19 protein-coding genes and 3 other annotated features are annotated in these 23945 nt (G+C 36.4%); of the genes, 8 read left to right on the forward strand and 11 right to left on the reverse strand.

Annotation, left to right across the window (positions count from 1 at the left end; translation table 11 throughout):
- Positions 1-61: 61 nt before the first annotated feature.
- Entirely contained in the window at positions 62-784 is a 723-nt protein-coding gene (locus IGJ34_RS13200; RefSeq protein ID WP_206836293.1) for a gamma-glutamyl-gamma-aminobutyrate hydrolase family protein, read from the reverse strand.
- Between the two features lie 256 nt (positions 785-1040).
- Positions 1041-1271, forward strand: a binding site (T-box leader).
- A gap of 105 nt (positions 1272-1376) precedes the next feature.
- Positions 1377-1623, forward strand: a binding site (T-box leader).
- A 62-nt stretch (positions 1624-1685) separates the two neighbouring features.
- Here IGJ34_RS13200 and IGJ34_RS13205 point away from each other — a divergent pair.
- The 3 genes from IGJ34_RS13205 (at position 1686) to IGJ34_RS13215 (ending at position 3956) form a co-directional block, all read left to right on the forward strand.
- A complete protein-coding gene (locus IGJ34_RS13205) occupies positions 1686-2330 on the forward strand; it encodes an amino acid ABC transporter permease (protein WP_181429461.1) in 645 nt (214 codons plus the stop codon).
- A gap of 157 nt (positions 2331-2487) precedes the next feature.
- Entirely contained in the window at positions 2488-3123 is a 636-nt protein-coding gene (locus IGJ34_RS13210) for an amino acid ABC transporter ATP-binding protein (RefSeq protein WP_069653603.1), read from the forward strand.
- Between the two features lie 14 nt (positions 3124-3137).
- On the forward strand, positions 3138-3956 hold the full coding sequence (locus IGJ34_RS13215) for an amino acid ABC transporter substrate-binding protein (RefSeq protein WP_206836295.1): 819 nt from the start codon (positions 3138-3140) through the stop codon (positions 3954-3956).
- A gap of 218 nt (positions 3957-4174) precedes the next feature.
- On the opposite strand, the gene wrbA is transcribed toward IGJ34_RS13215, so the two are convergent.
- From wrbA to IGJ34_RS13265, 10 genes are all read right to left on the reverse strand, one after another.
- Positions 4175-4780 carry an NAD(P)H:quinone oxidoreductase type IV gene (gene wrbA, locus IGJ34_RS13220; RefSeq protein WP_069653601.1) on the reverse strand — a complete coding sequence of 202 codons (606 nt, stop codon included), beginning with the start codon at positions 4778-4780 and terminating at the stop codon, positions 4175-4177.
- A gap of 158 nt (positions 4781-4938) precedes the next feature.
- Positions 4939-5250, reverse strand: coding sequence for a rhodanese-like domain-containing protein (locus IGJ34_RS13225; RefSeq protein ID WP_069653600.1), 312 nt, complete (start codon positions 5248-5250; stop codon positions 4939-4941).
- A gap of 342 nt (positions 5251-5592) precedes the next feature.
- Positions 5593-7059 carry a glycoside hydrolase family 1 protein gene (locus IGJ34_RS13230; RefSeq protein WP_430597638.1) on the reverse strand — a complete coding sequence of 489 codons (1467 nt, stop codon included), beginning with the start codon at positions 7057-7059 and terminating at the stop codon, positions 5593-5595.
- A 336-nt stretch (positions 7060-7395) separates the two neighbouring features.
- Entirely contained in the window at positions 7396-7710 is a 315-nt protein-coding gene (locus IGJ34_RS13235) for a hypothetical protein (RefSeq protein ID WP_206836812.1), read from the reverse strand.
- 23 nt (positions 7711-7733) lie between these two features.
- Complete coding sequence (locus IGJ34_RS13240; protein WP_069653597.1) at positions 7734-8390, reverse strand: hypothetical protein; 657 nt, start codon at positions 8388-8390, stop codon at positions 7734-7736.
- A 63-nt stretch (positions 8391-8453) separates the two neighbouring features.
- Positions 8454-8984: a hypothetical protein gene (locus IGJ34_RS13245; protein WP_083241732.1), complete on the reverse strand. Its 531-nt coding sequence runs from the start codon at positions 8982-8984 to the stop codon at positions 8454-8456.
- Between the two features lie 10 nt (positions 8985-8994).
- Positions 8995-11646 carry a fibronectin type III domain-containing protein gene (locus IGJ34_RS13250; RefSeq protein ID WP_430597639.1) on the reverse strand — a complete coding sequence of 884 codons (2652 nt, stop codon included), beginning with the start codon at positions 11644-11646 and terminating at the stop codon, positions 8995-8997.
- Between the two features lie 437 nt (positions 11647-12083).
- Positions 12084-13685 carry a ribosomal protection-like ABC-F family protein gene (abc-f, locus tag IGJ34_RS13255; protein ID WP_430597640.1) on the reverse strand — a complete coding sequence of 534 codons (1602 nt, stop codon included), beginning with the start codon at positions 13683-13685 and terminating at the stop codon, positions 12084-12086.
- A 570-nt stretch (positions 13686-14255) separates the two neighbouring features.
- The gene (leuS, locus tag IGJ34_RS13260; RefSeq protein ID WP_430597641.1) at positions 14256-16769 is read right to left on the reverse strand and encodes a leucine--tRNA ligase; all 2514 of its coding nucleotides are present in this window, start codon (positions 16767-16769) and stop codon (positions 14256-14258) included.
- A gap of 205 nt (positions 16770-16974) precedes the next feature.
- Positions 16975-17201, reverse strand: a binding site (T-box leader).
- 51 nt (positions 17202-17252) lie between these two features.
- A complete protein-coding gene (locus IGJ34_RS13265; RefSeq protein WP_430597642.1) occupies positions 17253-19550 on the reverse strand; it encodes a LysM peptidoglycan-binding domain-containing protein in 2298 nt (765 codons plus the stop codon).
- 310 nt (positions 19551-19860) lie between these two features.
- On the opposite strand from IGJ34_RS13265, the gene IGJ34_RS13270 reads away from it, so the two are divergent.
- The 5 genes from IGJ34_RS13270 (at position 19861) to IGJ34_RS13290 (ending at position 23901) form a co-directional block, all read left to right on the forward strand.
- Complete coding sequence (locus IGJ34_RS13270; RefSeq protein WP_069653591.1) at positions 19861-20517, forward strand: DUF1700 domain-containing protein; 657 nt, start codon at positions 19861-19863, stop codon at positions 20515-20517.
- Position 20518: 1 nt separating this feature from the next.
- Positions 20519-21550, forward strand: coding sequence for a DUF4097 family beta strand repeat-containing protein (locus IGJ34_RS13275; RefSeq protein ID WP_206836796.1), 1032 nt, complete (start codon positions 20519-20521; stop codon positions 21548-21550).
- A gap of 154 nt (positions 21551-21704) precedes the next feature.
- The gene (locus IGJ34_RS13280) at positions 21705-22355 is read left to right on the forward strand and encodes a phosphatase PAP2 family protein (RefSeq protein WP_069653589.1); all 651 of its coding nucleotides are present in this window, start codon (positions 21705-21707) and stop codon (positions 22353-22355) included.
- A gap of 14 nt (positions 22356-22369) precedes the next feature.
- Positions 22370-23338, forward strand: coding sequence for a TIGR01212 family radical SAM protein (locus tag IGJ34_RS13285; RefSeq protein ID WP_069653588.1), 969 nt, complete (start codon positions 22370-22372; stop codon positions 23336-23338).
- Positions 23338-23901, forward strand: coding sequence for a class I SAM-dependent methyltransferase (locus tag IGJ34_RS13290; RefSeq protein ID WP_069653587.1), 564 nt, complete (start codon positions 23338-23340; stop codon positions 23899-23901). Before IGJ34_RS13285 ends, IGJ34_RS13290 begins: the two co-directional genes overlap by 1 nt.
- Positions 23902-23945 lie beyond the last annotated feature (44 nt).

The following is a 23945-nucleotide window of genomic DNA, read 5'->3' on the forward strand; positions in this document are numbered from 1 at the left end:
CCAATTCCTCCTCTTTCTTAAAACTGATCATAACGCTTGTTTTCTGTTCAATCTACATTACCTATAATTCTTCAACAACATAACGAAAAACAGCCATTTCTTGTTCTAAATGATCAAAAGCAAAATCAGGGTGCCACTGCACGCCTAAAAATGCGAGATTCGAATCGTTACTTTCCACTCCTTCAATAATGCCGTCTTCACTAAGTGCTGTAACTTTTAGTTTCTTTGCTAATTTTTTGACAGCTTGAAAATGAAACGAGTTAACAGTTGTTTTTTTACCGTAAATGTCACGTAAAATACTCGTGTCTTCTGTTTGGATCTGATGTGTAGGAATTTCACGTGATACCGGTACTTGCATATGGGCAATTTTCCCATCGCTAAAATGACTGATGTCCTGATACAAACTGCCACCAAGTGCTACGTTAACTAATTGGAGACCACGACAAACCGCAAAAATCGGTTTATTTTGTGCAATAGCTTCTTCAATCAACGCTAACTCAAATTGATCTCTTTTTTCTGATAATGACGCTTCTTCAAGTTGAACTGATTCACCATATAATGCTGGTGAAACATTCTGTCCGCCAGCCAAAATCAACTTATCGATTTGTTTGATATACTCCTTAGCCAAATCAGGAGAGCCCACTGGCAAAACCACCGGTAAACCACCAGCGTTTTGAACGGCTTTAACATATCCAAAAGGAGTATAACTGATCGGTAAATGATACAATTTCGCCCCTGCGTCTTCAATTTCATTCGCTGCAATTCCAATAATCGGCCGCCTCAATCGATACCACTCCTTTTTTACTTTCCGACAATAATTGTACATAGTTTATCAGATATATTTATAGAAGGATAGTACAAATAGAAACAGTGCGATAGTTTTTCACTATCACCGTTTACTTACTTTTTAATAGGAAGTAACTATTTCTATTTTACCTCAACTTTGTTCAATCAGTTACTTTTATGCTTAAAACAAGCTATTTTCTGAATTTTCTAAACAAACAGTTGTTGACAAGCGGAAAAACTGGTGGTAAAGTTATAAAAAAACAAAGAACAGAAGAGTACCTTTATTTTATTCTCAAAGAGAGTCTTTGGTTGGTGTAAAAAGACAGAAGGATAAAGCGAACCACATCTGGGAGTTAACTTTTTGAATGTAGCAGTAGGAAAGTTCGGGTATGCCCGTTACAGCGTTGGAAGTCTATGACTTCATGAGGTTATCGTTGTGAAGCGATAATAAAAAAAGGTGGAACCACGATTTTTACGTCCTTTGGCTTAATTGCCAAAGGATTTTTTGTTTTTTATCCCTAAACATCGTATATTGTTACAATAAATAGAAATAACTTATTAGAACAATTCGTATTAGCTATTCTAATAAAATTAAAACGCACAAACAGAACAAGTAATCAAAGATACTTTCTTGACAGAGACTTTTTTATTCGCTGAGAAAAAAAGCTGGAAACCTTCGATGAACACACCTGTTTTAGTCACCTTCTGAATCAAGTAAGAAGATGCGGCATTCTCCGTTATCAGAAAAGAATCTTTTCTTTTACAAAAGATTCTACGAGGTTAATATTGTGAGGTATTAACGAATTGAGGTGGAACCACGATTATTTCGTCCTCTTGGCAAACCAGTCAAGGGGACTTTTTTGTTTACTCTTATAAAAAAATAAAAAACTGGAGGAAAAATGATGAACTATATTTTAGAAATTATGCCGGCTTTAGTTGACGGCGCACTCATGACATTGAAAGTATTTATTTTTACACTATTAGGCTCGATTCCACTTGGGATTTTAGTTGCATTTGCCTTACAGACAAATTTTAAACCTTTGAATTTTCTGATTACTATTTATATCTGGCTAATGCGTGGGACACCGTTGTTACTACAACTTATTTTTGTTTTTTACGGCCTACCATTGATTGGCATTGTCTTTGAACGATATGATGCAGCTTTATTCGCGTTTATTTTAAATTATGCAGCTTATTTTGCAGAAATTTTTCGTGGCGGCATTCAATCGATTCCAGAAGGGCAATATGAAGCGGCGAAAGTTTTACGTTTAACACGATTTCAAACCGTCACAAGAATTATTTTACCCCAAGTGATCAAAATCGTTTTACCTTCTATCGGTAATGAAGTGATCAATTTGGTTAAAGATACTTCTTTGATCTATGTACTTGGTTTAGGGGACCTATTACGTGCTGGTAAAATTGCGATGAGTCGCGATGTCAGTTTATTGCCTTTAGTTTTAGTTGGTATTATTTACCTTTTGTTGACGGCCGTCCTAACGTTAGCCTCGAAAAAATTGGAAAAACACTATCAGTATTACAAATAAACGGAAGACTGTTGCTATATGTCATCTAGCTTTACGGGCTAACTCTTCGGGTAAAAGATAAATTTCGATTGAGGCAAAAAGCGCCTCATTCTTAATTTCCTATTTTCCTGTCAGAGTAGAACGAGCCCGCTACGCTTTTAAAATTAGGAGGAAAATCATGTTACGAATAAAAAATTTAACTAAAAGTTTTGATAGTCGTCGCATCATCGATCAATTAAATTTAGAGATCAAAGATGGAGAGATTTTAACGATTGTAGGGCCTTCTGGTGGTGGTAAAACAACGTTGTTGCGTTGCTTAGCTGGTCTAGAAACCATTGATTCAGGTGAATTAACGATGGATGGTGTCCCCTTTAATCCTGTAGAAATGAATAATGCAGATCAAGTCGTGGGGATTGTTTTTCAAGATTTCCAATTATTTCCTCACCTTTCAGTTTTAGATAATATCACGTTAGCACCTATCCTTTCCTTAAAACAATCGAAAGAAGCAAGTGAAATGGAAGCAATGGACTTATTGATGAAATTCGATCTCCATGGAAAAGAGAACTTGTATCCTTATCAATTATCCGGCGGTCAAAAACAACGAGTCGCTCTCGCTCGGGCTCTTGCAATGAAACCTAAAGTATTAGGCTATGACGAACCTACTAGTGCACTTGATCCTGAACTTCGCCAACAAGTCGAAGAAGTGATTTTAACGTTAAAAGCACAAGGCATGACTCAAATCGTCGTCACCCACGATATGAATTTTGCTGAAAATATTGCTGACAACTTATTAACAGTAAAACCGGTTCAGTAGAAAGGAAAGATTATATGAAGAAAAAAAATTATCTAATCCTTGCCATAACAGCTATTTTTGCAATAGTATCCATAGTCGGTTGTGGTAGAAAAAAAACAGATGCTGATCAATGGACACGAATCAATGATGAAAAAAGAGTTATCGTTGGCTTAGATGATTCCTTTGTCCCCATGGGCTTTCAAAATAAATCCGGTGAAATCATTGGATTTGACGTTGATTTAGCTCGGGCAGTATTTGAGTTATATGGGATCACTGTGGACTTTCAACCAATCGACTGGTCCATGAAAGAAAATGAATTACAAAATCAAACAATTGACTTGATTTGGAATGGTTATTCTAAAAGTGCTGAACGAGAAGAAAAAGTACTTTTTAGTGATGAGTACATGAAAAATGAACAAGTCGTCGTTTCTCTGAAAAAGAATGATATCCATTCATTCTCAGATATGAAAGGCAAAATTCTAGGTGCCCAAAATGGTTCTTCTGGCTACAACAGCTTTGAAACACAACCTGACATTTTGAAAAATTTGGTTAAAGATCAAACAGCTATTTTGTATGATGGTTTTAATGAAGCATTTATGGATTTAAAGTCCGGACGAATTGATGGCTTATTGATTGATCGTGTTTATGCCAACTATTATCTTTCTCACGAGGATAATCTAGCAAATTATTCGATTGTTAGTGGTGAATTTGAAAGTGAAGCTTTCGCTGTTGGTCTGAGAAAATCCGATAAAGAACTAGCCGAAAAAATCAACAACGGTTTTGAAGAGCTTAGAAAAACCGGAAAACTAGCTGATATTTCAAAAAAGTGGTTTGGAGAAGATGTAACAAAATAAGAACTATTTTTTAGATAACCCAATACTTATCTTGCCTACTTTAAAGCGTTATCTAATCACCGCATTTAAGAAGTAACAATCTATTAGGCTGTCTATCCAATAAAAACCCCCAAGAGAAGTGATCTCGTTTGGGGGGGTAATGATTTCTAAACTATTTATGATACCACTATCGCATTCTTTAATAAAAAGAACGCAATAGTGGTATCGTTTTACTTTTTTTAACCTAAATAATTACTTGTTACATCAACCAAACGTTTGGTTTGATCTTGAACTGCTGCTTTCACTTCGTCCGCTTTTAACATATTCCCTTCACCGTCGATTGAAGCACTTGTTCCATAAGGGTTACCGCCAGCAGCAAAAGTAGATGGATTTACGTAACCTGCTGGCACGATGATTGCACCCCAATGTTGCATTACTGTGTATATCCCTTGGATTACTTGCTCTTGTCCACCGTTTGGATTTTGTGCAGAAGAGAATGCTGTGACAAATTTATTCGCTAATTTTCCTTGTGCCCAAAGCCCGCCTTGTAAATCAAAAAATTGTTTTAACTGGCTGGCCATTACACCAAAGCGTGAAGGTGAAGAGAAAATGTAGGCATCTGCCCATAATAAATCGTCACTTGTCACTTCTGGAATTTCTTTACTTGCTTCGACATTTTTGCGCCAAGCTGGATTTGAATCAATTGCCACATCTGGCGCTAACTCATGAACTTTTCTTAAACGAACTTCTGCTCCATTCGCTTCTGCTGCTTCTTTGGCCCATTTTACCATTTGTGTACCTGTTCCTGTTGAACTATAATAGGCAATTAATAATTTTGTTGTCATGACTTTTTCCTCCAATAACTGTTGTTTTCTTATCTACATTTATATACTAACAAAAAGTAAGTATACTTGCAAAGGATTTTGCTTACTAAAAATAAGTTTTCACTTTAATTCTGTTCATCAAAAAAATCGCAACAAGCATCAGGCTCATTGCGATTTTTTTATTGATAACTATTTTCTTTTCCATCCCAAACAGACATACCTTCTGAAACAGAAACAACATTGTAGCCATAATTTTCAAGAAACGAGCACGCATGCTCTGAACGCACGCCATGCTGACAAATCACATAATGGGGTTGTTCACGATTTATCTCTGTCATTGCCTCTGGTAAAGTGGACAAAGGATAATTTTTAGCGTTGACGATATGACCTGCAGCAAATTCTTCCACTTCCCGGACATCAATGATTGAAACGGGCTCACTCACTGTTAGTTCGATTAATTCTTTTAATTCTTTGATTGATACTCTTTTCATCTGATTATGATTCCTCCTGCGGCTTTTTCAAACATCTGACTACACTTATTAAACAATTTTGTAACCAGAAAATTCGCCTCATTAGCAGTATACCATGGTTGATTTTTACTACAACATTTTACGCCCAATTTATGAACATTTATTTTAAGAAAAGAGAATGAGCCTGGGACATAACTAAAAAAGTTATGTTTCAGGCTCTTAGTAACCGAATAAACGGTGGGCGCAGAAGTAACTCCTTCGGAAATAAGCCGAAATTCACAAAAATTTGAAAAGCAATTTTAGTAAATTCCTTCTTATTTCTCGGAGTTAAACACTTCTGTCCCAACCTCCTACCCCGCCTCTTTATTCTTGTAGACCATTTGCGGCAATCAATTTTTTGTACCAATAAAATGATTGTTTTCTAGATCGATCCAATGTTCCATTCCCTTCATCATCCATATCAACATAGATAAAACCATATCTTTTTTTCATTTCACCTGTTCCAGATGAAACGACATCAATACATCCCCATGGCGTATAGCCTATCAAATCAACACCATCTAATTCAATGGCATCTTTCATCGCAGCGATATGTTTGCTGAAATAATCGATACGATAATCATCTTGGATCGTACCGTCTGTTTCTAGTTTATCCACTGCACCAAAGCCATTTTCTACAACAAATAATGGTATATTATATCGATCATACAATTTACACAACGAAATACGCAATCCTAGAGGATCAACAGCCCAACCCCACTCTGATTCTTGCAAGTATGGGTTTTTGACTGCTGGCATTTGATTTCCCCCCACATATTTCACTTCATCTGGATTAGCTGCAGAAACGGTCGACATATAATAACTAAAGCCAATGTAATCAACGGTTCCTTCTTTAATAAGCTCATCATCCCCCGCCTCTTTTTGAATGACGACATTTTTTCGTTCAAATTCTTTTACTTTGTGGGCTGGATAATAGCCTTTTACTTGCACATCAATATAAAATTCTTGTTCCCGATTAAACTTGATTGCTTCCATCACATCATTTGGATTACAACTCATTGGGTAACTCGGAATATAAGCCACCATCATCCCTATATTAAAATCAGGATTGATTTTATATCCTAATTTAACCGCTTTAGCACTAGCAACGAATAAGTGATGTGCTGCTTGATACTTTGCTTGTTGATCATTTTGGTGAATCCCAATTTGAGTCCAGCTGCGCAAAAAATTAATTTCATTGAAGGTCATCCAATATTTGACTTTGTCTTTGTAGCGTTTAAATAACGTTTCACAGAAAAACACGAAATAGTCAATTACTTTTCTATTTGACCACCCATCTAATTCATCTGCTAAATACATTGGAATATCGAAGTGATTGATTGTTACGATTGGCTCAATTCCGTAACGTAACAACTCATCAAAGACTTTATCATAAAAAGCCAAACCTTCTTCATTGATTTCCTTTGTTCCTTTTGGACATATTCTAGCCCAAGCGATTGAAAGCCTAAAGCATTTAAAGCCCATTTCTGCAAATAATGCAATATCTTCCTTATAATGATTATAAAAATCTGTGGCTACATGACTAGGATAATACTTATCTGGATCAACATAGCCAACTGCCCCTTCTGGCAAAGCTTCTCCTCTACTACATGTTTCAACTTTACCCTCTTTCGTTTTATAGGTAATCATTCTAGGTGTTGTGTGACTGCCTCCTGTAATTGCATCAAGCGTACTAAGCCCTTTGCCTCCTGATAGATAGCCGCCTTCATATTGGTTAGCTGCTGTTGCGCCACCCCATAAAAAATTTTCTGGAAATACTGATTTGCTCATTGGTCATTTCTCCTCACTATACATTTTTAAGAAATACAGTCCAGTCATCTCAAAACATCGATTACCAGAACCTTCCTTCTCAATCTTTTATCCAAAAATATAAAAACCATAATAGAATAAACACAACAAAACCCTTGTCGTCTTTACGCTATTATGGTTATGCCTGAAAATTCAGTTACATTCCGTTACTTATCATTATAGCACAAAGGAAAGCGCTGTCAAATCTGTTTTTGCGTAACGCTTCGAATAAAAATAGAGGATGGAAAAAACGAACTATCCGTTTCCTCCACCCTCTACATTTGAATAACGAGTTAGATTACAATAGTGCTATACAAACTATTTATTTCTATGTGCTTTCCACCTACTGAGCAATAAAAAAATCAACAGGAGCAATAAGCCAATCGGCGTTAGCTGTTCGACAATACTACCAGCGGTTGGAAAATTTTTTACTCTTATGTGCGTTTGCTTTGGTTGTGCTAATTTCGTATCTGACCCTGGTTCTGGTTTGATTGATGGCTGTATAGTTGTCTCATTTCTACCGATTTGTCCATGGATCTCTATATCAGTTGTAGCATCCGCAATCGTTTGAAAAGAAGTAATACAACTCACCAAAAGAATGATCGTAATGATGTAACATTTGAATTGTTTCATCTTATATCACGGCCTTTATTTAATTATGGTGTTACACCAATCGTTGTTCCATCTTTTTGGATCGATGTGAATTTCAATGTTAGTTTATAGTCTTCTTTTGCTGCAGTTTCATTGACATTTGTTGGCAAACTAGCCGTTGTTGTACCAGTATAAAAGAATTTAGCAGAATTCGCATAGGCTGAAGCTGCATCATCTTCGATATTCAAACGTCCATCTTTATTGGCCAATCGCATCCAAACTGCTGAACTTGTTAGGTCAACTAACGCATTGTTTGCAACCAAATTAGTCTTTTTTGGAGCCTCAACTAAATCGTTCCCTTTAGCTTCGATTGCTAAGGTGTCCACGTACTTAGGAGTTCCTTCCATTTTATTCAATGTCACTGCAACACCGCGACCTGAATTATTTACGATGTTATAATCAGCTGACTCAATGTTTTTATGTGCACTAGCAGTCGTAGTATGGAAGGCCGTCACTGTATCAACAGTAACATTAATCCACTCATCAGAGCCTTCTGGGATATTCGTATCTGGATTTGTATTATCTAATTTACCGATTGATCCATTAATCGTGATCTCTGCTGAATTATTCCCATTAATATCATCAGCTAAAGCTATTTGTGTTAGTCCTGATACGCTTAGACCTAGCATCATTGTAGTAAGTAAAAAGTTTGTTTTCTTCATTCTGTTTCTCCTTCTGTGTGTGAAATGATTTATTTTTAACAGAAAATCTGCTAAATAACGATATTAGTTGTTGATGCGAATTGTAATGCCAGCTTGAACTTGCCCACGTTTCTTGTTTGTCTTTGAATCATAAATATCAAACGTAGCTGTTGCTGGATAATCTCCCTGAGCAAGTTTTTTCTCTAGTTTTGCTCCATTTATTTCATACCCTGGCTGAATTGCACCAGAGGAATAAACTTGTTCATTATTGCTATCTAAATGAATTACCACATTGATGGGATACCCGTTTTCGATAGGATTTTGAATGTATAGACTACCTTCACTGTCGCCGTTCTCAAATACAGCCTCTGATTTAATGACCATATTGAATTTACTTGCATCCACAGCTTTTTGTTCAGCTGCTTTGAGATCTTTATCACTCATTTTTTTAGCGCCTTTTGCATCTGGTAAGTAGTCTCCTGAAACAACTTGTACAGGTTCCGTTTTAGTTGAAAAATAATAATATAAGCCTGCCGCTGAAGCTGCTAATAAGAATAGCAATAGTAAAATCAGCAATCGTTTCTTTTTCTTCTTCTCTTCGTTTGTGTTATCCATAAAATCCCTCTCACTTTTCATCTTTTTCTACTTTGAATGTCACTTTGTACGTTGGAAATATTGCTTGTCTTGTGGCGTTAAAGTACTTACCTTTAAGACGCAAGTTTTTTTCTTCATTCACGTTTAAAACACCGACCGATAAAGGATTTTGTGATAATTCGTTCGTTAAGAAAAGTGGCTCTGCCTGATTGTTATCAACAAGCAATTGCAACGCTAGTTCATCCTGACCTAAATTTCCTGATAGACTATCTAACAGTTGCAACTGATTGGCCGCTGCATTTTCCTTCGTTAGATTGGTTATCGATACTTTTGTTGGGGTGTTTCCTTTGTTTACGACTGGATACTCACTTGAAGACACTTGCCCTTCTTGCAAAGTTCCAATGTCTTTATTTTGGGTTTGAAAGGCCATTTCGATTGGCACTTCTACTTTGATAATATCTGTTATCGTTTGGAATTCTGTTAACGGTGTCATCGCTAAAACAACTTCTTCTCCATAAACACCTGCAACACTCACACGAACATAATAGGTTACGTCTCCTTCAAGTCCTTTTAATTTCGCACTGAAATTTTGGTTTTTATTACCAGAAAGTACCGCCACTTGAGACATTGTTTCAGCTTTTGGAAAGTCTTTGTTTTTACTGTACTCTACTGTAACTTGTCGGTACTTACTGCCAAAATCTGCCTGTTGGTCAGGTATTGCAGCAGCTTCTCCATTTGAATAGTCTGTCCATTTTCCTGTATCACTTGCCAATACCCCGTTGATGATTGCAGTAGTGGTTGTGACATTAGCTGTAAGGTTGCTCAACTGTGGTTGGGTAGCAAATATTTCTGCATCAGAAAATTCACTCTCACCAGCTTGATTGATCACAACCATTTGAGCCCAATAAAGTGTGTTTGGGTTCAAACCGTCTATAGTGATTTCGTACTGAGATTTAAGTACTGTATTTTTCTGATTTTCAAATGAATTTAATGTAACAATTTGCCTTGCTTTCCTTAAATCATTTGTATCTTCTTCAGAAGAGAAAATGAAGAATTTCACTTCGGTTGCTTGACTCCCATTATTTACAGAACTTCCAATTAGTGAAACGGATGTATCCAATGACTTAAGGGCATATAGTTCTAATTGATCTGGAACATCCACGAATTCACTAAATACCAATTTTTGTGCGTTTTTTAAAGCAAGTAATTCTCCATCACTAAATGGGCTACTCGAACCTGATATATTCGTAAAATTCGTTCCTTGAACACTTAAATCTGAAGCTTGCTTAAATAGTTCTTGTGTCGGCGCGCTGTCCGTTTTACTTGAAAAAGTTTCTATTTTTTGTAAATAGTTACTTGTAAAAGATAGATTATTTACGCCATTGGCACCATTTAACCCCAAAGTTCCTAGACTCGTTCCCGCAAATGAAACCTGTTTTGCTTTATTCATATTGAGTGCAAAATTACTGGATGACGAAGTTGTAAAGATGGTTCCACTTGCAACATCTAGGGAAACATCAGCATTTTCTCCAATATTCATCCCACCTTTAGCAGTATAAAGATTGATTGGCAAAGGCAACTTAAAATCGACTTGAGACTGCTCTTGAAAATCAAATGTTACAGGTTGTGTTTGATTAGATGCAAAGAATTGATTCCTTGCACTATCTGTAGCAAGTGTTACTTTATCCAAATTAAAAACAGCATTCTTTTCAACAACATAGCTCGGAGCTAACGTTCCATATGTCATGTTACTATTCGTCTGTATATCAAGCTGTGCATTTTCTCTTACCACTATTTGAGATTGGTTTGCGTGAGGATTTGCTAAATACGTACTTGTTGACCAGATAAATGCTCTTGTTTGATTGGAGGAATGTGTGATAGATGTATGTCCATTCTGGATTTCTACGTAGTTGATTTCTGCCCATTCTTGGGAATATGTACTCGTACCTCTTTGATCGATCGTATTTTGTCCTCGCATAAGGACCGATCCATTAGTGTTGTAAATCATTTGACCATTTGTTGAATAGTAATCAACACTATCAAAAATAAAGGTCATATTAATGGCTGAACCTCCAGATAAAAAGCCATAATACCCAACAGCACCAGAACCATCGCTGTTTCCAAACTGTGTATTACGAATTTCAATTACTGCGTTCTCCTGATTTGCATAAAAACCACGAGTAGCCGAAGCGCCTTTGTTGTATGTAATAATGTGATTAGCACCATCGATGATCATGCCATCTTTCAACTGATAGCCATTAGATCCCAAATCAATATTATCCGTTAGTCGAAATTTCAGTTTTTGACTATCTTTTAAATACTCAGTCAAAGTAGCTGCTGTGTCGACCAACCAGAAGCCATCTGTATCTTGTGGATCATCTGCTCTTAACATATTTTTGCTATTTATTTCAGAATTATTTTCATCTACTAAGTTATTCGTATCATTTGTATTAGTTATTTTTCCATTTTCTATTGATTCTTCTTCAGTCGTTGATTCTTGGCTAAACGAAGAATCATCAACAGGGATCTCTGACGACTCAGATGGCATACTTTCTTCCGTTGACTCACTTGTTACCGATTCTTCTGCAACAGGTTGCTGAATTTCTATAGCATAGGACCAGTCACTTGGAAAAATAATTAAAATGATAAAACTGATAAATATCAATCGAATATTTTTTTTCACGACAGTCCTCCCTTAATATTTTGCATATAAATCAACAAAAAATAAATCTTTCTTTTATTATTGTATTGTAATTCGTAGTGAATATCAATTCAATGGCGTTAATTTTTTAAAAAAATATACTTATTTCATTAATTAAAGTAAGTTATTCTTTACTTTTTATTTCTTTTTGATTATTCAAGCTTGATTATTCAGCTTTTCGCAATTGTTAAGTTTTTTATAAACTATTCCATTTTTCTTTTACTCTACACTATTTTATGACTCAATTTCGAGATTTTTCTTTATGAAGACCAGTTGAAAAAGAAAAACGGGTGTGGGACAAAAGTAAAAATCACTTTTGTTTCACACCCTAAATGCGAATAAACGGTGGGATCAGGAACACTCCTTCCAGAAATAAGCTTCTATCCCAGCCTCACCTTTTATTTTTGATTTGTTTTTATCTATTTAAGAGTAAGTAAATCTGAGTAATCTCCAATTTCTTTTGTGATTTTCTGTTTTTCAACAATTAAAAATGTATCAACCATTTTTTGTAGAAAGAAACGATCATGCGAAACGACTAACATCGTTCCTTTAAAAGCTTCTAGTATTTCTTCTATTTCTTCTCTCGTTTCGATATCTAAATGATTTGTTGGCTCATCTAATACTAAAAAATTAACCTCGTTATACATCAGTTTTGCTAATTCCAAACGCACTTTTTCTCCACCACTTAAAAATCGAACCTGTTTCATTACATCATCATTGTAAAAGTCGTAGTTAGCTAATGCACGACGACTTTCTTGTTCATCTAAGACGCAAGCTTCCCTGAACGAGTGTAATAGAGTTTGTTTAGGCGTATCGTAATGTATTACTTGAGGCAAATAGCCAATGCGAAGATTCGTTCCCTGCTTGATTTCCCCACTATCAAGCTCCTCCATTGCAAGTGCCAACTTTAGTAACGTACTTTTTCCTACGCCATTTTCTCCTACAATCGCTGCACGCTCTTTCCAAAATAGTGAAAATTCGACTTTATCGAACAGTTTTTGGTCAGCATAACTTTTGCTGACTTCTTTAAATTGAAAAACTTCTTTCCCAGATCGATATGTTTCCTTGAATTTTTTTCTTGTTTTCGCGGTTTCGTCTTTAGGTTTTGGGATTTTCTGAATTTTTTCTAACCGTTTTTCAAGTTGTTTGGCTTTTTTGAAGAATTTTTCATTATCTCCTTCGTGTCCCCACTGTCGAAAGCGACGAATTGCCAATTTCAATTTTTTCATTTCTTTTTGCTGTTCTACAAAATTTTTTCTAATTTTTTCAAGCTGTTCTTCCTTTTGTCGCTTATATGCAGAATAATTGCCTTTGAATTCTTGTAATTTACCATCTTCTAACTCTACGATTTTTTCAACTGTATGATCTAAAAACAATCGATCATGGGAAACAATCAAATAAGCCGTTTTTTCGTGAGTCAAATAGCCTTCCAGCCAGGTAATTCTTTTGGCATCGAGGTGATTAGTTGGTTCATCTAACAGTATAAGATCATTTTCCTGTAACAGAATTCTTGCCAATGCAACAATTGTTTGCTCACCGCCGCTTAATTCCGAAATTCTTTTTGGTAACAAGTAATTGATTGTTAGTCCATTGGCGATCATCTCTAGTTTGTTTTCCATCTCGTAACCGCCAGCTCGTTGAAATTCTTCTTGTTTTTGACCGTAGCGAGTTACTATTTTGTCTATGTCACATTCTGGACTCATCATTTGCTCTTCCAATTGTATTAATTGATTTTGAATCGTATTCAGTAATGTGAACGTTTCTAATAAATAGTCTTTGACCTTCTGTTCGCAAATGTCCGGTATTTGAGCTAAATAGCCAATTCGTGTATTTTTCTTGCAACTGATTGTTCCTGAATCTATGCTTTCCATTCTAGTAATAATTTTTAAAATGGTCGATTTACCAGAGCCGTTTGTTCCGATCATTCCTATTTTTTCACCTTCATTTATTTGTAAATTTAACTCTTCAAAAAGTGGTTCTGTTCCATAATTTTTAGTTATTTTTTGTAATTGGAGTAACATCTTTGCCTCTTTCTGCCATTCAGACAGATCACCATTAATAAATTTTAGCATACACAAAAAAGCTGAACAATTATCTTCGTTCAACCTTCATTATTTACTATAAAGCTAGAGAAGCTACACTTTTTTGATTAAGACAAGTGAACCCCTCATTGCTACTTCTTCGTTATTTTATGATTCATTCGTTTCAAGTAAATAAGTCTGAATGGTCTGTTTTATTTAATTTTTTATCCCTTTTTGGACACACTTGTCCCTTGAGATAAAAAATTGAAAATAATAACATGACAAAAAGCTAGGTAGCCTATTACATAAGAAAAACCCGTTGTTATTTTTGGCATGTTGACCATTGTACTTATTCACCACCTTCGTCATTTATTAGGATTATTGTAGCATGATAGTTTGATTTGTGCAAAATGTGTTTATTTACTTTTTTTATACTATTTTAATTGTTCCACTAGTTCCCCTATTTGTCGGTCAAATAAACGTGATATAACTGATCAGTTTTCTCTCCTATTCCTATTTATAGCGAAACAGAGACACCGATTTTATGCAGCACCTCTGTTTCAACTATATTTAATTCGCTACAATATTTACCAATTTATCTGGAACAACAATGACTTTGCGTACTGTTTTCCCATCAATAAAGGCTTGAATCTCTTCTGCTGCTAAAGCTTTTTCTTCTAATTTTTCTTTGCTCAATCCTCTAGTAATATTCAGTTTCGCACGAACTTTTCCATTAACTTGGAAAACAACTTCGACTTCGTCTTCAATCAATGCAGCTTCATCAAATGTTGGCCAAGGCGCATTTGTTAAACTTTCTTCGTTTCCAAGGATTGCCCACAGCTCTTCACCGACGTGTGGTGCGATTGGCGCTAGTAATTGAACGAATCCTTCAATATAGTCATATGGTAAAACATCGACTTTATTTGCTTCGTTCACAAAGACCATCAATTGCGAAATTGCCGTATTAAAGTGTAGGTTTTCCATATCTTCTGTCACTTTTTTCACTGTCTGATTATACACTTTAGTCAAACGTCCATCGTTCATTGTCGTGATACGATCACGCATCTTATCATTTTCATCTACGATCAAGCGCCACACGCGATCTAAAAATTTGCGACTACCTTCAAGTCCATTTTCGCTCCATGCAATCGATGCATCTAGCGGTCCCATGAACATTTCATACATTCTTAGTGTATCTGCACCGTATTTTTCGACAACATCGTCAGGATTTACAACGTTTTTCAAGGATTTACTCATTTTGGCTGGTGCTTCTTCAAGCTCTTCCCTTGTTTCAATATTTACCCAAACGCCGTCTTTTTTTTCAACCATGTTAGTAGGTACTAATACACCACGACTGTCACGGAAACTTTGACCTAAAATCATTCCTTGATTGTACAATTTTTGATAGGGCTCTTTTGTTGGTACAACACCGATATCATACAAGAATTTATGCCAGAAACGCGCATATAATAAGTGAAGAACGGCATGTTCCGCTCCGCCAATGTAAATATCAACAGGTAACCAACGCTCTAATTTTTCATAATTCGCTAGTTCATTTTTATTGTGTGGATCGATATAACGTAAATGATACCAAGAGCTACCTGCCCATTGTGGCATTGTATTCGTTTCACGTTTGCCTTTTTTACCCGTTTCAGGATCAATGACATTGATCCACTCAGTAATGTTTGCAAGTGGTGATTCGCCAGTTCCACTAGGTTTGATATCATCTGTTTTCGGTAATGTCAAAGGTAATTCAGATTCTGGAACTGTCGTTGTTGTCCCATCTTCCCAATGAATCACTGGAATTGGTTCGCCCCAATAGCGTTGACGAGAAAATAACCAATCACGTAAACGATAAGTAACTTCTTTTTTACCACAGCCGTTTTCTTCTAGCCATTGGTACATTTTTTCATTCGCTTCATCTTTTGTTAGGCCATCTAAGAAGCCAGAATTGATATGAAGACCGTCACCAGTGTACGCTTCTTCCTTGATATTTCCGCCTTCAATCACTTGAATCATTTCGATGCCAAACTTATCAGCAAACGCGTAATCTCTTTCATCATGAGCCGGTACCGCCATAACAGCACCCGTTCCGTAACTACCTAATACGTAATCGGCGATCCAAATCGGTATTTCTTTGCCATTCACGGGATTGATTGCATAAGCTCCTGTAAAAGCGCCTGTTTTTGTTTTAGATAAATCGGTACGATCTAAATCAGATTTTTTACTAACTTCTTCTTGATAAGCTATCACTGCTGCTTTTTGCTCCGGAGTTGTGATTGCATCAACTAGTTTTAATTCAGGTGCAACAACTAAGTAACTAGCACCAAATAAAGTATCTGCTCGTGTCGTGAAGACGGTGATGCTGTCGTCACTTCCTTTGATTTTAAAATCAACGTTTGCACCTTCAGAACGGCCAATCCAATTACGTTGCATATCTTTAATGCTTTCAGGCCAATCAACTAAGTCTAGATCATCCAATAATCGGTCAGCGTATGCTGTGATTTTTAGCATCCATTGACGCATCGGTTTTCTAACAACATCGTACCCCCCACGCTCGCTTTTTCCATCGATAACTTCTTCATTCGAAATCACAGTTCCAAGTTCTGGTACCCAGTTAACGGCAACTTCTGCTTCATAAGCCAAACCGTGTTCATATAGTTTAGTAAAGATCCATTGTGTCCATTTATAATAATCTGGATCTGTCGTATTGATTTCACGATTCCAATCATAACTAAATCCTAGTGAATTGATTTGACGTTTAAAGGTTTCAATATTTTTTTTCGTAAATTCTGCTGGATCATTTCCAGTATCTAATGCATATTGTTCTGCTGGCAAACCAAATGCATCCCAGCCCATTGGATGTAACACACTGTATCCTTGACTTCTTTTCATACGTGACAAAATATCTGTCGCTGTATATCCTTCTGGGTGACCAACATGGAGCCCTTGTCCTGACGGATATGGAAACATATCCAAAGCATAAAATTTTTCTTTGGTTGGGTTGTCATGAGTAGTAAAGCTGTTATGTTTAGCCCAATATTTTTGCCATTTTTTCTCGATTTTCTTGTGATCGTAACTCACGTTTTTTTCCTCCTATTTAAGTAGCTTTTTATTACTTTTTTCCGTTTTCTTAAATTAATTCTCTACCATTTTTAAGTCATTACTTGGCAGTCATTCAATGATATGTTGATGGCTGTTTCTTTACGCGTCCGGTATTGTTCATCAGCTACTCTGGCAGAGCCAATCGTAGTGATTCACAACAAAAACGTCCTACAGGAAAATATTCCTATAGGACGTGTGATTGACAACGTGGTACCACCTAACTTCGCTTGTATAAATACAAACCTCAGCGTTGTAACGGCCGCCGCCGATTATACTTAATAAAGTTAACTACATCTAACTCATTCAGTAAAATAACTCAAAGGCGAGTTCGAAAGCTTCTGTACGTATTTTCACCAGCCATACGCTCTCTAAAACATGGTTCTTTCTACTATTCCTCTTCACTGTTTACATATCTATCATGTGCTATCATACTACCAAATATTTCAAACAATTTCAATTGTTTTATTTAACTTTCAATTTTTGACCAATATAGATTATATCGTTAGATACCCCGTTCAATTGTTTGATTTTTTGGACGCTTACTCCATATTGTTGAGAAAGTCCCCATAAAGTATCTCCACTTTTTACAGTGTGTGATCCTGCTGTTTCGTTACTACCTTGATTACTAGGTGAACTAGCAGATCCTCCTTGGCCTTTTCTCACAACTAAACGTTGACCTGGGTAAATCACATCTCCGCTTAGATTGTTCCATTGACGCAAGTTTGCAATACTTATGCCATTTTTATTGGCAATCGCCCAAAGTGAGTCACCTGATTTTACCGTGTAGTGACTAGTAGCTGTTCCAGCATTATTTGAGCTACCAGTATTACCAGTTGAGCCACTATTACTACCACTTGTATTCTCTGCACCCTTTTTCACGATCAATTTTTGACCGGGGTAAATAATATCGCCATTTATCTTGTTCCATTGACGTAGATTAGTAATACTTATACCATTTTTATTGGCAATTGCCCATAGTGAATCTCCTGATTTTACTGTGTATGAGGCGTTTGAAGTTCCTGTATTGCCAGAGCTTCCCGTATTACCAGTTGAGCCACCTGCATTACCGCCTGTGTTACCTCCACCAGTATTTCCTGACCCTTTTTTCACGATCAGTTTTTGGCCTGGATAAATGATATCGCCACTTAAATTATTCCATTGACGCAAGCTTGCAATACTTATACCATTTGAATTAGCAATTGCCCATAACGAGTCACCTGATTTTACTGTATAGTAAGAATTCGAGGTTCCAGTGTTGCCAGAACCACCTGTATTCCCGTTTGAACCTCCAGTATTTCCACCAGTGCTACCACCTGCATTACCAGAGCCTTTTTTTACGGTCAATTTTTGACCTACGAAAATGACATCGCTAGAAAGTTTGTTCCAATTCTTGATGCTCGCTATTGACGTGCCATATTTAGCTGACAATCCCCATAAACTATCACCAGCTTTTACAGTATGTGTCACATCTTGATTGCTTGTTCCACCACCTGTATTGCCACTGCTATTGCCACCTCCGGCATTTCCACCTGTATTGCCGCCTACGTTACCAGAACCTTTTTTAACGATTAATTTTTGACCTACATAAATGACATCTCCAGAAAGTTTATTCCAGCTTTTAATATTAGCAATTGACGTGCCATATTTAGCTGACAATCCCCATAAACTATCGCCAGCTTTTACAGTATGCGTCACATCTTGACTGCTTGTTCCGCCGCCTGTATTGCCGCTATTATTGCCACTTCCGGTATTTCCACCTGTGTTGCCCCCGGTATTACCGCTGTTATTGTCGCTACCTGTATTTCCGCCGCCTGATGAAGGCGTATCATATTGAGTTAAATTGTACGTTGTTATGATATTATTAAGTTTGGTATTATAGGTAGGATCAGTTGCATAACGTCCTGTCAGCCAAGCTGTTGCGTCTTTGTAAGAATTCGTGTTGCTTTTCCATGCACCTGAATAATAATAAATCCCTGATTGAAAAGATGTATTTCTTAAGACATACGCATTATCACTAAATGATTCTGAATAAGAAGGATATTTTCTAAAAGTAGCATTTACTTGAACCCACTGTCCATTATAGACTTCCCATGTCAACATGGTAACCGATTGTCCTTGATAACTACCTTTGATTCCGAATAAGTTGTGATTCGGTGCTGCCGATAATGTACTTCTGCCCCAATCACTTTCAAGAATTGCTTGCGCCATCATTACAGAAGCATACAAATCATTTGCTGCTGCAACTGAGCGTGCGTGACCAGAGATGTCAGCAATGAAGGTACTCGGGCTAATACTTCTAGATTGAGGGATTGCTGCTGAACGCATCATAATTTCTGGCATTTTTGATTCTTCCTTTTCAGGAGTTGAAGAATCTGTCGTTACAGTTGATTCAGTTGTCTCAGTACTTTCGATTGTTTCTGATGTATTTAATTCTGATGATTCTTGTGTTTCAGACGTTTCTTCACTGGAAGAGGTCTCAGGTGCTGTCGTCTGAGTTTCTTGCGTCATCGAATCGTTAGAGTCAGTTGTCGTTGGTTGAACGCCTTCTGTATGTGTATTTGTGTCTGAGTAACTTACTTGAGCACTTGAATGTTGATCTTCTGCCGCTTCAGCTATTTTCGGAGCGGCAATCGGGGCAGCAATTGAGGAAACTACAATCGCAGAGCTAAGCACAGTGGTTCCTTTTTTTAGCTGATCATAAGCAAGCTTGTTCTGCTCCGCTTTTCTTCGCTCTTTTCTTGATGTGTTGTACTTCTCCATGATAAGTCCTCCAAATTTTCTAAAAAAACTATTCCTTAATTTTTATTATACCCTTTTTTTAAAGAAAATAGAAATATTTTTTTAGTTTTTCTTTCCAAAATCACACAAAATATTGTTTAACATTTCTTTCTAATTGAATATTTTTATCGATTAGATAATTGATTTTTTCTTTTTCGGCTAGACTAGGTCTCAAGTCTGATGTCGCTCTTTACCTTAGGCTGATTTTTTGACGAAAGACTTGTTATTACGTCTAAAAAAAATTATAGTGGAAAAGGAGAAGCTGACGAATAAAATGAGATGGGGGAAAAAAATGAATAAAGAGCACTTTTTAATCGAACTGAAAATCTACTTAAAGCCTTTAACAAATCAACAGCAAGGGTTTATCTTGAATAAATATGAAACAATCTTTAAAGAGCGCTTAGCTGATGGTGAAACGGAAGAACAGATTGCAAAAAGCTTAGGAAAACCAAGAGGGATCGCTGAAGAAATTTTACAGGAATTCGATATCACTGTTCCTGAAAAAAAACTTGAACGAGATGGTTGGCAAGAAATACAACCTATCACAAATAATGATGATCATTATGAAGATACACCTGAACATCCTTATGATGATGCTTTTCGTTCTTATGAACGCCCTCAACGTAACGGCTTTACACGGTTCTGCCAGGTTGTAGGAGTTCTTGCCTTTAATTTTCTCTTTATGTTTTGGATGATTTTTGCTTTTATTATGGTTTTATTTTCTTGTTGGTTAGTCGCTATCGTTCTCTTATTTTCGCCAATCCTTGGAGGTATTTCAATCTTTTCTGGATTTAATGATGGAGCGATGTTCCAATTGTTTGTTAGTATTTTTCTTTCTGGTGCTGGTATCATCGGCTTATTGATCCTGACACCTCTAACAAAATTCTTTGGAAAAATATTAAAACGTTATCTGCAATGGAATATTCACGTCTTAAGAGGAGAGATTTAATATGAAAAAGACTACTGCTTTTTTTCTAACTATCGGAGTTTTAGCTATGATCATAGGTGGAATAGGGAGTGCTGTTTACTTTAGACGCGCTGAAAATTATATGACAGATGTAAAAAGACAAACCTATGAGATAAAAAATAAACAAAGTACAAAAGAAGTCCATCTTGATCTTTCAGGTAATGCTGAGTTTCACATTATCACTGAAAACTCGAACAAAATTGTATTAAATACTCGGAGTTCTATGCCAATTTCAATTAAAAGCTCTTTAGATGTTCAGGAAAAAGAGGATCATTTAAGTGTTTCAGCCAGTAGTACTAAGAAAAAACAACAACTAGACGGAATAGCGTTAGAGATGTTCGACCGTGGCTCAGCTGTAACGTTGACAATTCCTGATGATACCGAACGCCTGATCATCGATGGTAAAGCTGATGGGACTATCAATCTTTCGAGCATTACAACAAAAGATTTATCTATTACATTAGCTAACGCTGATCTTAACATTAATAATACTAATACAGAAAAATTGGCGCTTAAAACATCTAATGGTGATCTTAACATTCAAGGTGATGTTCGAGCGGATAAAGCAACATTCAACACCAACAGTGGTGATATTCAAGTAAATGATTTTACTGCAGCTAATTGGTCTATTACTAGCGCATCTGGTGATGTTTACCTGAATGCAGTAAAAGGAATCACTAAAATAGAGACTACCAATGGTGAAATCCAAGCAACTGATCTTAAAGGCGAAGCTGACATCAAGAGTGTCAATGGTGATTTTTCATTATACGGAGCTGTAATTCCTAAAAAATTAGCAGTTGATACTAAAAGAGGAAGTATTGACCTGCATACCGAAGAAATTTTATATGATGTAACAATCGAAACAAAAACAAAATTAGGTGATAGTACGATTTTCGGTAAAGAACGAACGTCTTACAAAAAAGGAAAAGGAACAAAATCACTCACTTTACAAACAAATTCTGGGGATATTTCAGTTGAAGGTCCTTCGGATTATGAAGATGGCGAAGAAAGCTAGTTTTTTTTTGAACTTAGAGAAGTTGGTATAAATATCTTGCGAGAGATAGCTCTCGTGGTATTTATACCAACCTCTTCTTTTTTGATGATTCTCAGCTGTGTTCTTGATTATTTGATGTTATAATAAACGTTATCTACTTTGGAAAGGATTTTTCATGAAAAATAAACTATACTATCAATTTGCGGGCAGCTGTTTTTTAGTTGTCTTTATGTTTTTAGGTTATGTCGTGCGTTTTTATTCTAGTTGGTTAAACGGTTTTGATCAGACAATCACGACAATCGTACGAACCCCTTATCCTTCTGCAAATCAGTTTTTCATCTGGTATACAAAATTTGCAGATCCGTTGACAGTCGGAATTCTCACCTTAGCCATCACATTTATTCTCTACAGAGGAAAATTTTATGCGGAGATGTTTTGGCTATTGATAAATGTAGGGTTGATTGCCGGTATAGCCAATCCATTGATTAAGTTATTATTTATGCGCCCCCGCCCAACATTGAATCATTTAGTAACAGAACACAGTTACAGTTTCCCAAGTGGCCATTCTACTGGAAGTGTCTTGCTGTATGGCACGATTATTTTATTACTGCCACAATTTATTAAACAAAAAAATCTTTGTTTATTTTTGCAAATTCTCTTGGGATTAGGAATTTTTCTAATCGGTATTAGCCGAATTTATGTGGGCGTTCATTTTCCTAGCGATGTCATAGGTGGGTTCTGTTTTGGTTTAGCTTGGCTCTTAATGACGTATCCAATTTATTTAGAAAAACGTTTTGTCTGGCGCTTTAAAAGTAAACAACATTAGAAGGAAGAAGAAAGATGGCTGAATTTATCTATACAGAAGATCCACACAAACGCTACCATACATGGAATTATGCTTTACGTCAGCAATTTGGTGGGAAAATTTTCAAGGTTCCTTTAGACGGTGGGTTTGATTGTCCGAATCGAGATGGGACTGTTGCTAAAGGTGGTTGTACTTTTTGTAGCGTATCAGGCTCGGGTGATATGATCGTTGCACCACAGGACCCTTTACCGATCCAATTTCAAAAGGAAGTTCACATGATGCATAAAAAGTGGCCAAATGTCGCTCAATACATCGTCTATTTTCAAAACTTTACAAATACTCATGCGCCTATTGAAGTCATTCGGCATCGTTTTGAACAAGTCGTTAATGAAAAAGGAGTTGTCGGCATTTCGATTGGAACTCGTCCAGATTGTCTGCCTGATGAGGTCGTCGAGTATTTAGCTGAACTGAATCAGCGGTATTATTTGTGGGTGGAATTGGGGTTACAGACGACCTATGAAAACACAAGTAGTATAATCAATCGAGCCCATGATTATCAAACGTATTTAGAAGGTGTAGCAAAATTACGGAAACATGATATTCGAGTTTGTACTCATTTAATCAACGGTTTGCCTGGAGAAAGTCTAGACATGATGAGAGAAAATGTTCGTCGCACGATTCTTGATTCAGATATTCAAGGCATCAAATTGCACCTATTGCATCTTATGACTAATACTCGTATGTTAAGAGATTATCACGAGGGACGTTTGCAGTTAATGACCCGAACTGATTATGTAAATGTTATCTGTGATCAGTTAGAAATGATTCCACCAGAAATCGTGATCCATCGTTTAACGGGGGACGCACCTACTGATTCTTTAGTTGGTCCGATGTGGAGTTTGAAGAAATGGGAAGTCCTGAATGCCATTGATGATGAGATGAAACGTCGAAACAGCGTTCAAGGTTTTTATAATGTGCGTAACGCTAAGGAGGTTTTTAGTTGATGTTGCAAACAGCGCTTCATTTTAGTCATACGCTTTTAAAAGAGATCGTTCAAGTTGGAGATGTCGTCGTAGATGCTACGATGGGTAATGGGAACGACACCGCTTTTTTAGCAGAACTCGTTGGTTCAACTGGTTTAGTCTATGCATTTGACATCCAAGAGCAAGCACTGATAAACACTGAAAAAAAAATTACTGAATTAGGTTTAAACAACCAGACTATTCTATTACAACAAGGTCATGAAACCATTGGAAAAACAATTCCAGAAGAAACAGAGCTAACAGCAGCTATTTTTAATTTAGGGTACCTTCCTAAAAGTGATAAACAAATCATTACAAAACCAGATACTACTAAAAAAGCTCTAGATGCACTAGTTGCTCGCTTAAAGCGGAAGGGACGAATTATTTTAGTCGTTTATTATGGACACGCTGGAGGAGAAGCTGAATTAGCATTAGTTCAAAAGTATTCTCAACAATTAGCTCAAGAAGAATATAGTGTACTGACCTACCAATTTATCAATCAAAAGAATAATCCACCAATTTTATTTTGTATTGAGAAAAAATAGAACCCACACAACCAATTGAATATATAACAAAAAACGAACTTGAG

Origin of the sequence: Enterococcus sp. AZ177, assembly GCF_050544585.1 — a bacterium.
Classification (GTDB): Bacteria; Bacillota; Bacilli; order Lactobacillales; family Enterococcaceae; genus Enterococcus_L; species Enterococcus_L plantarum.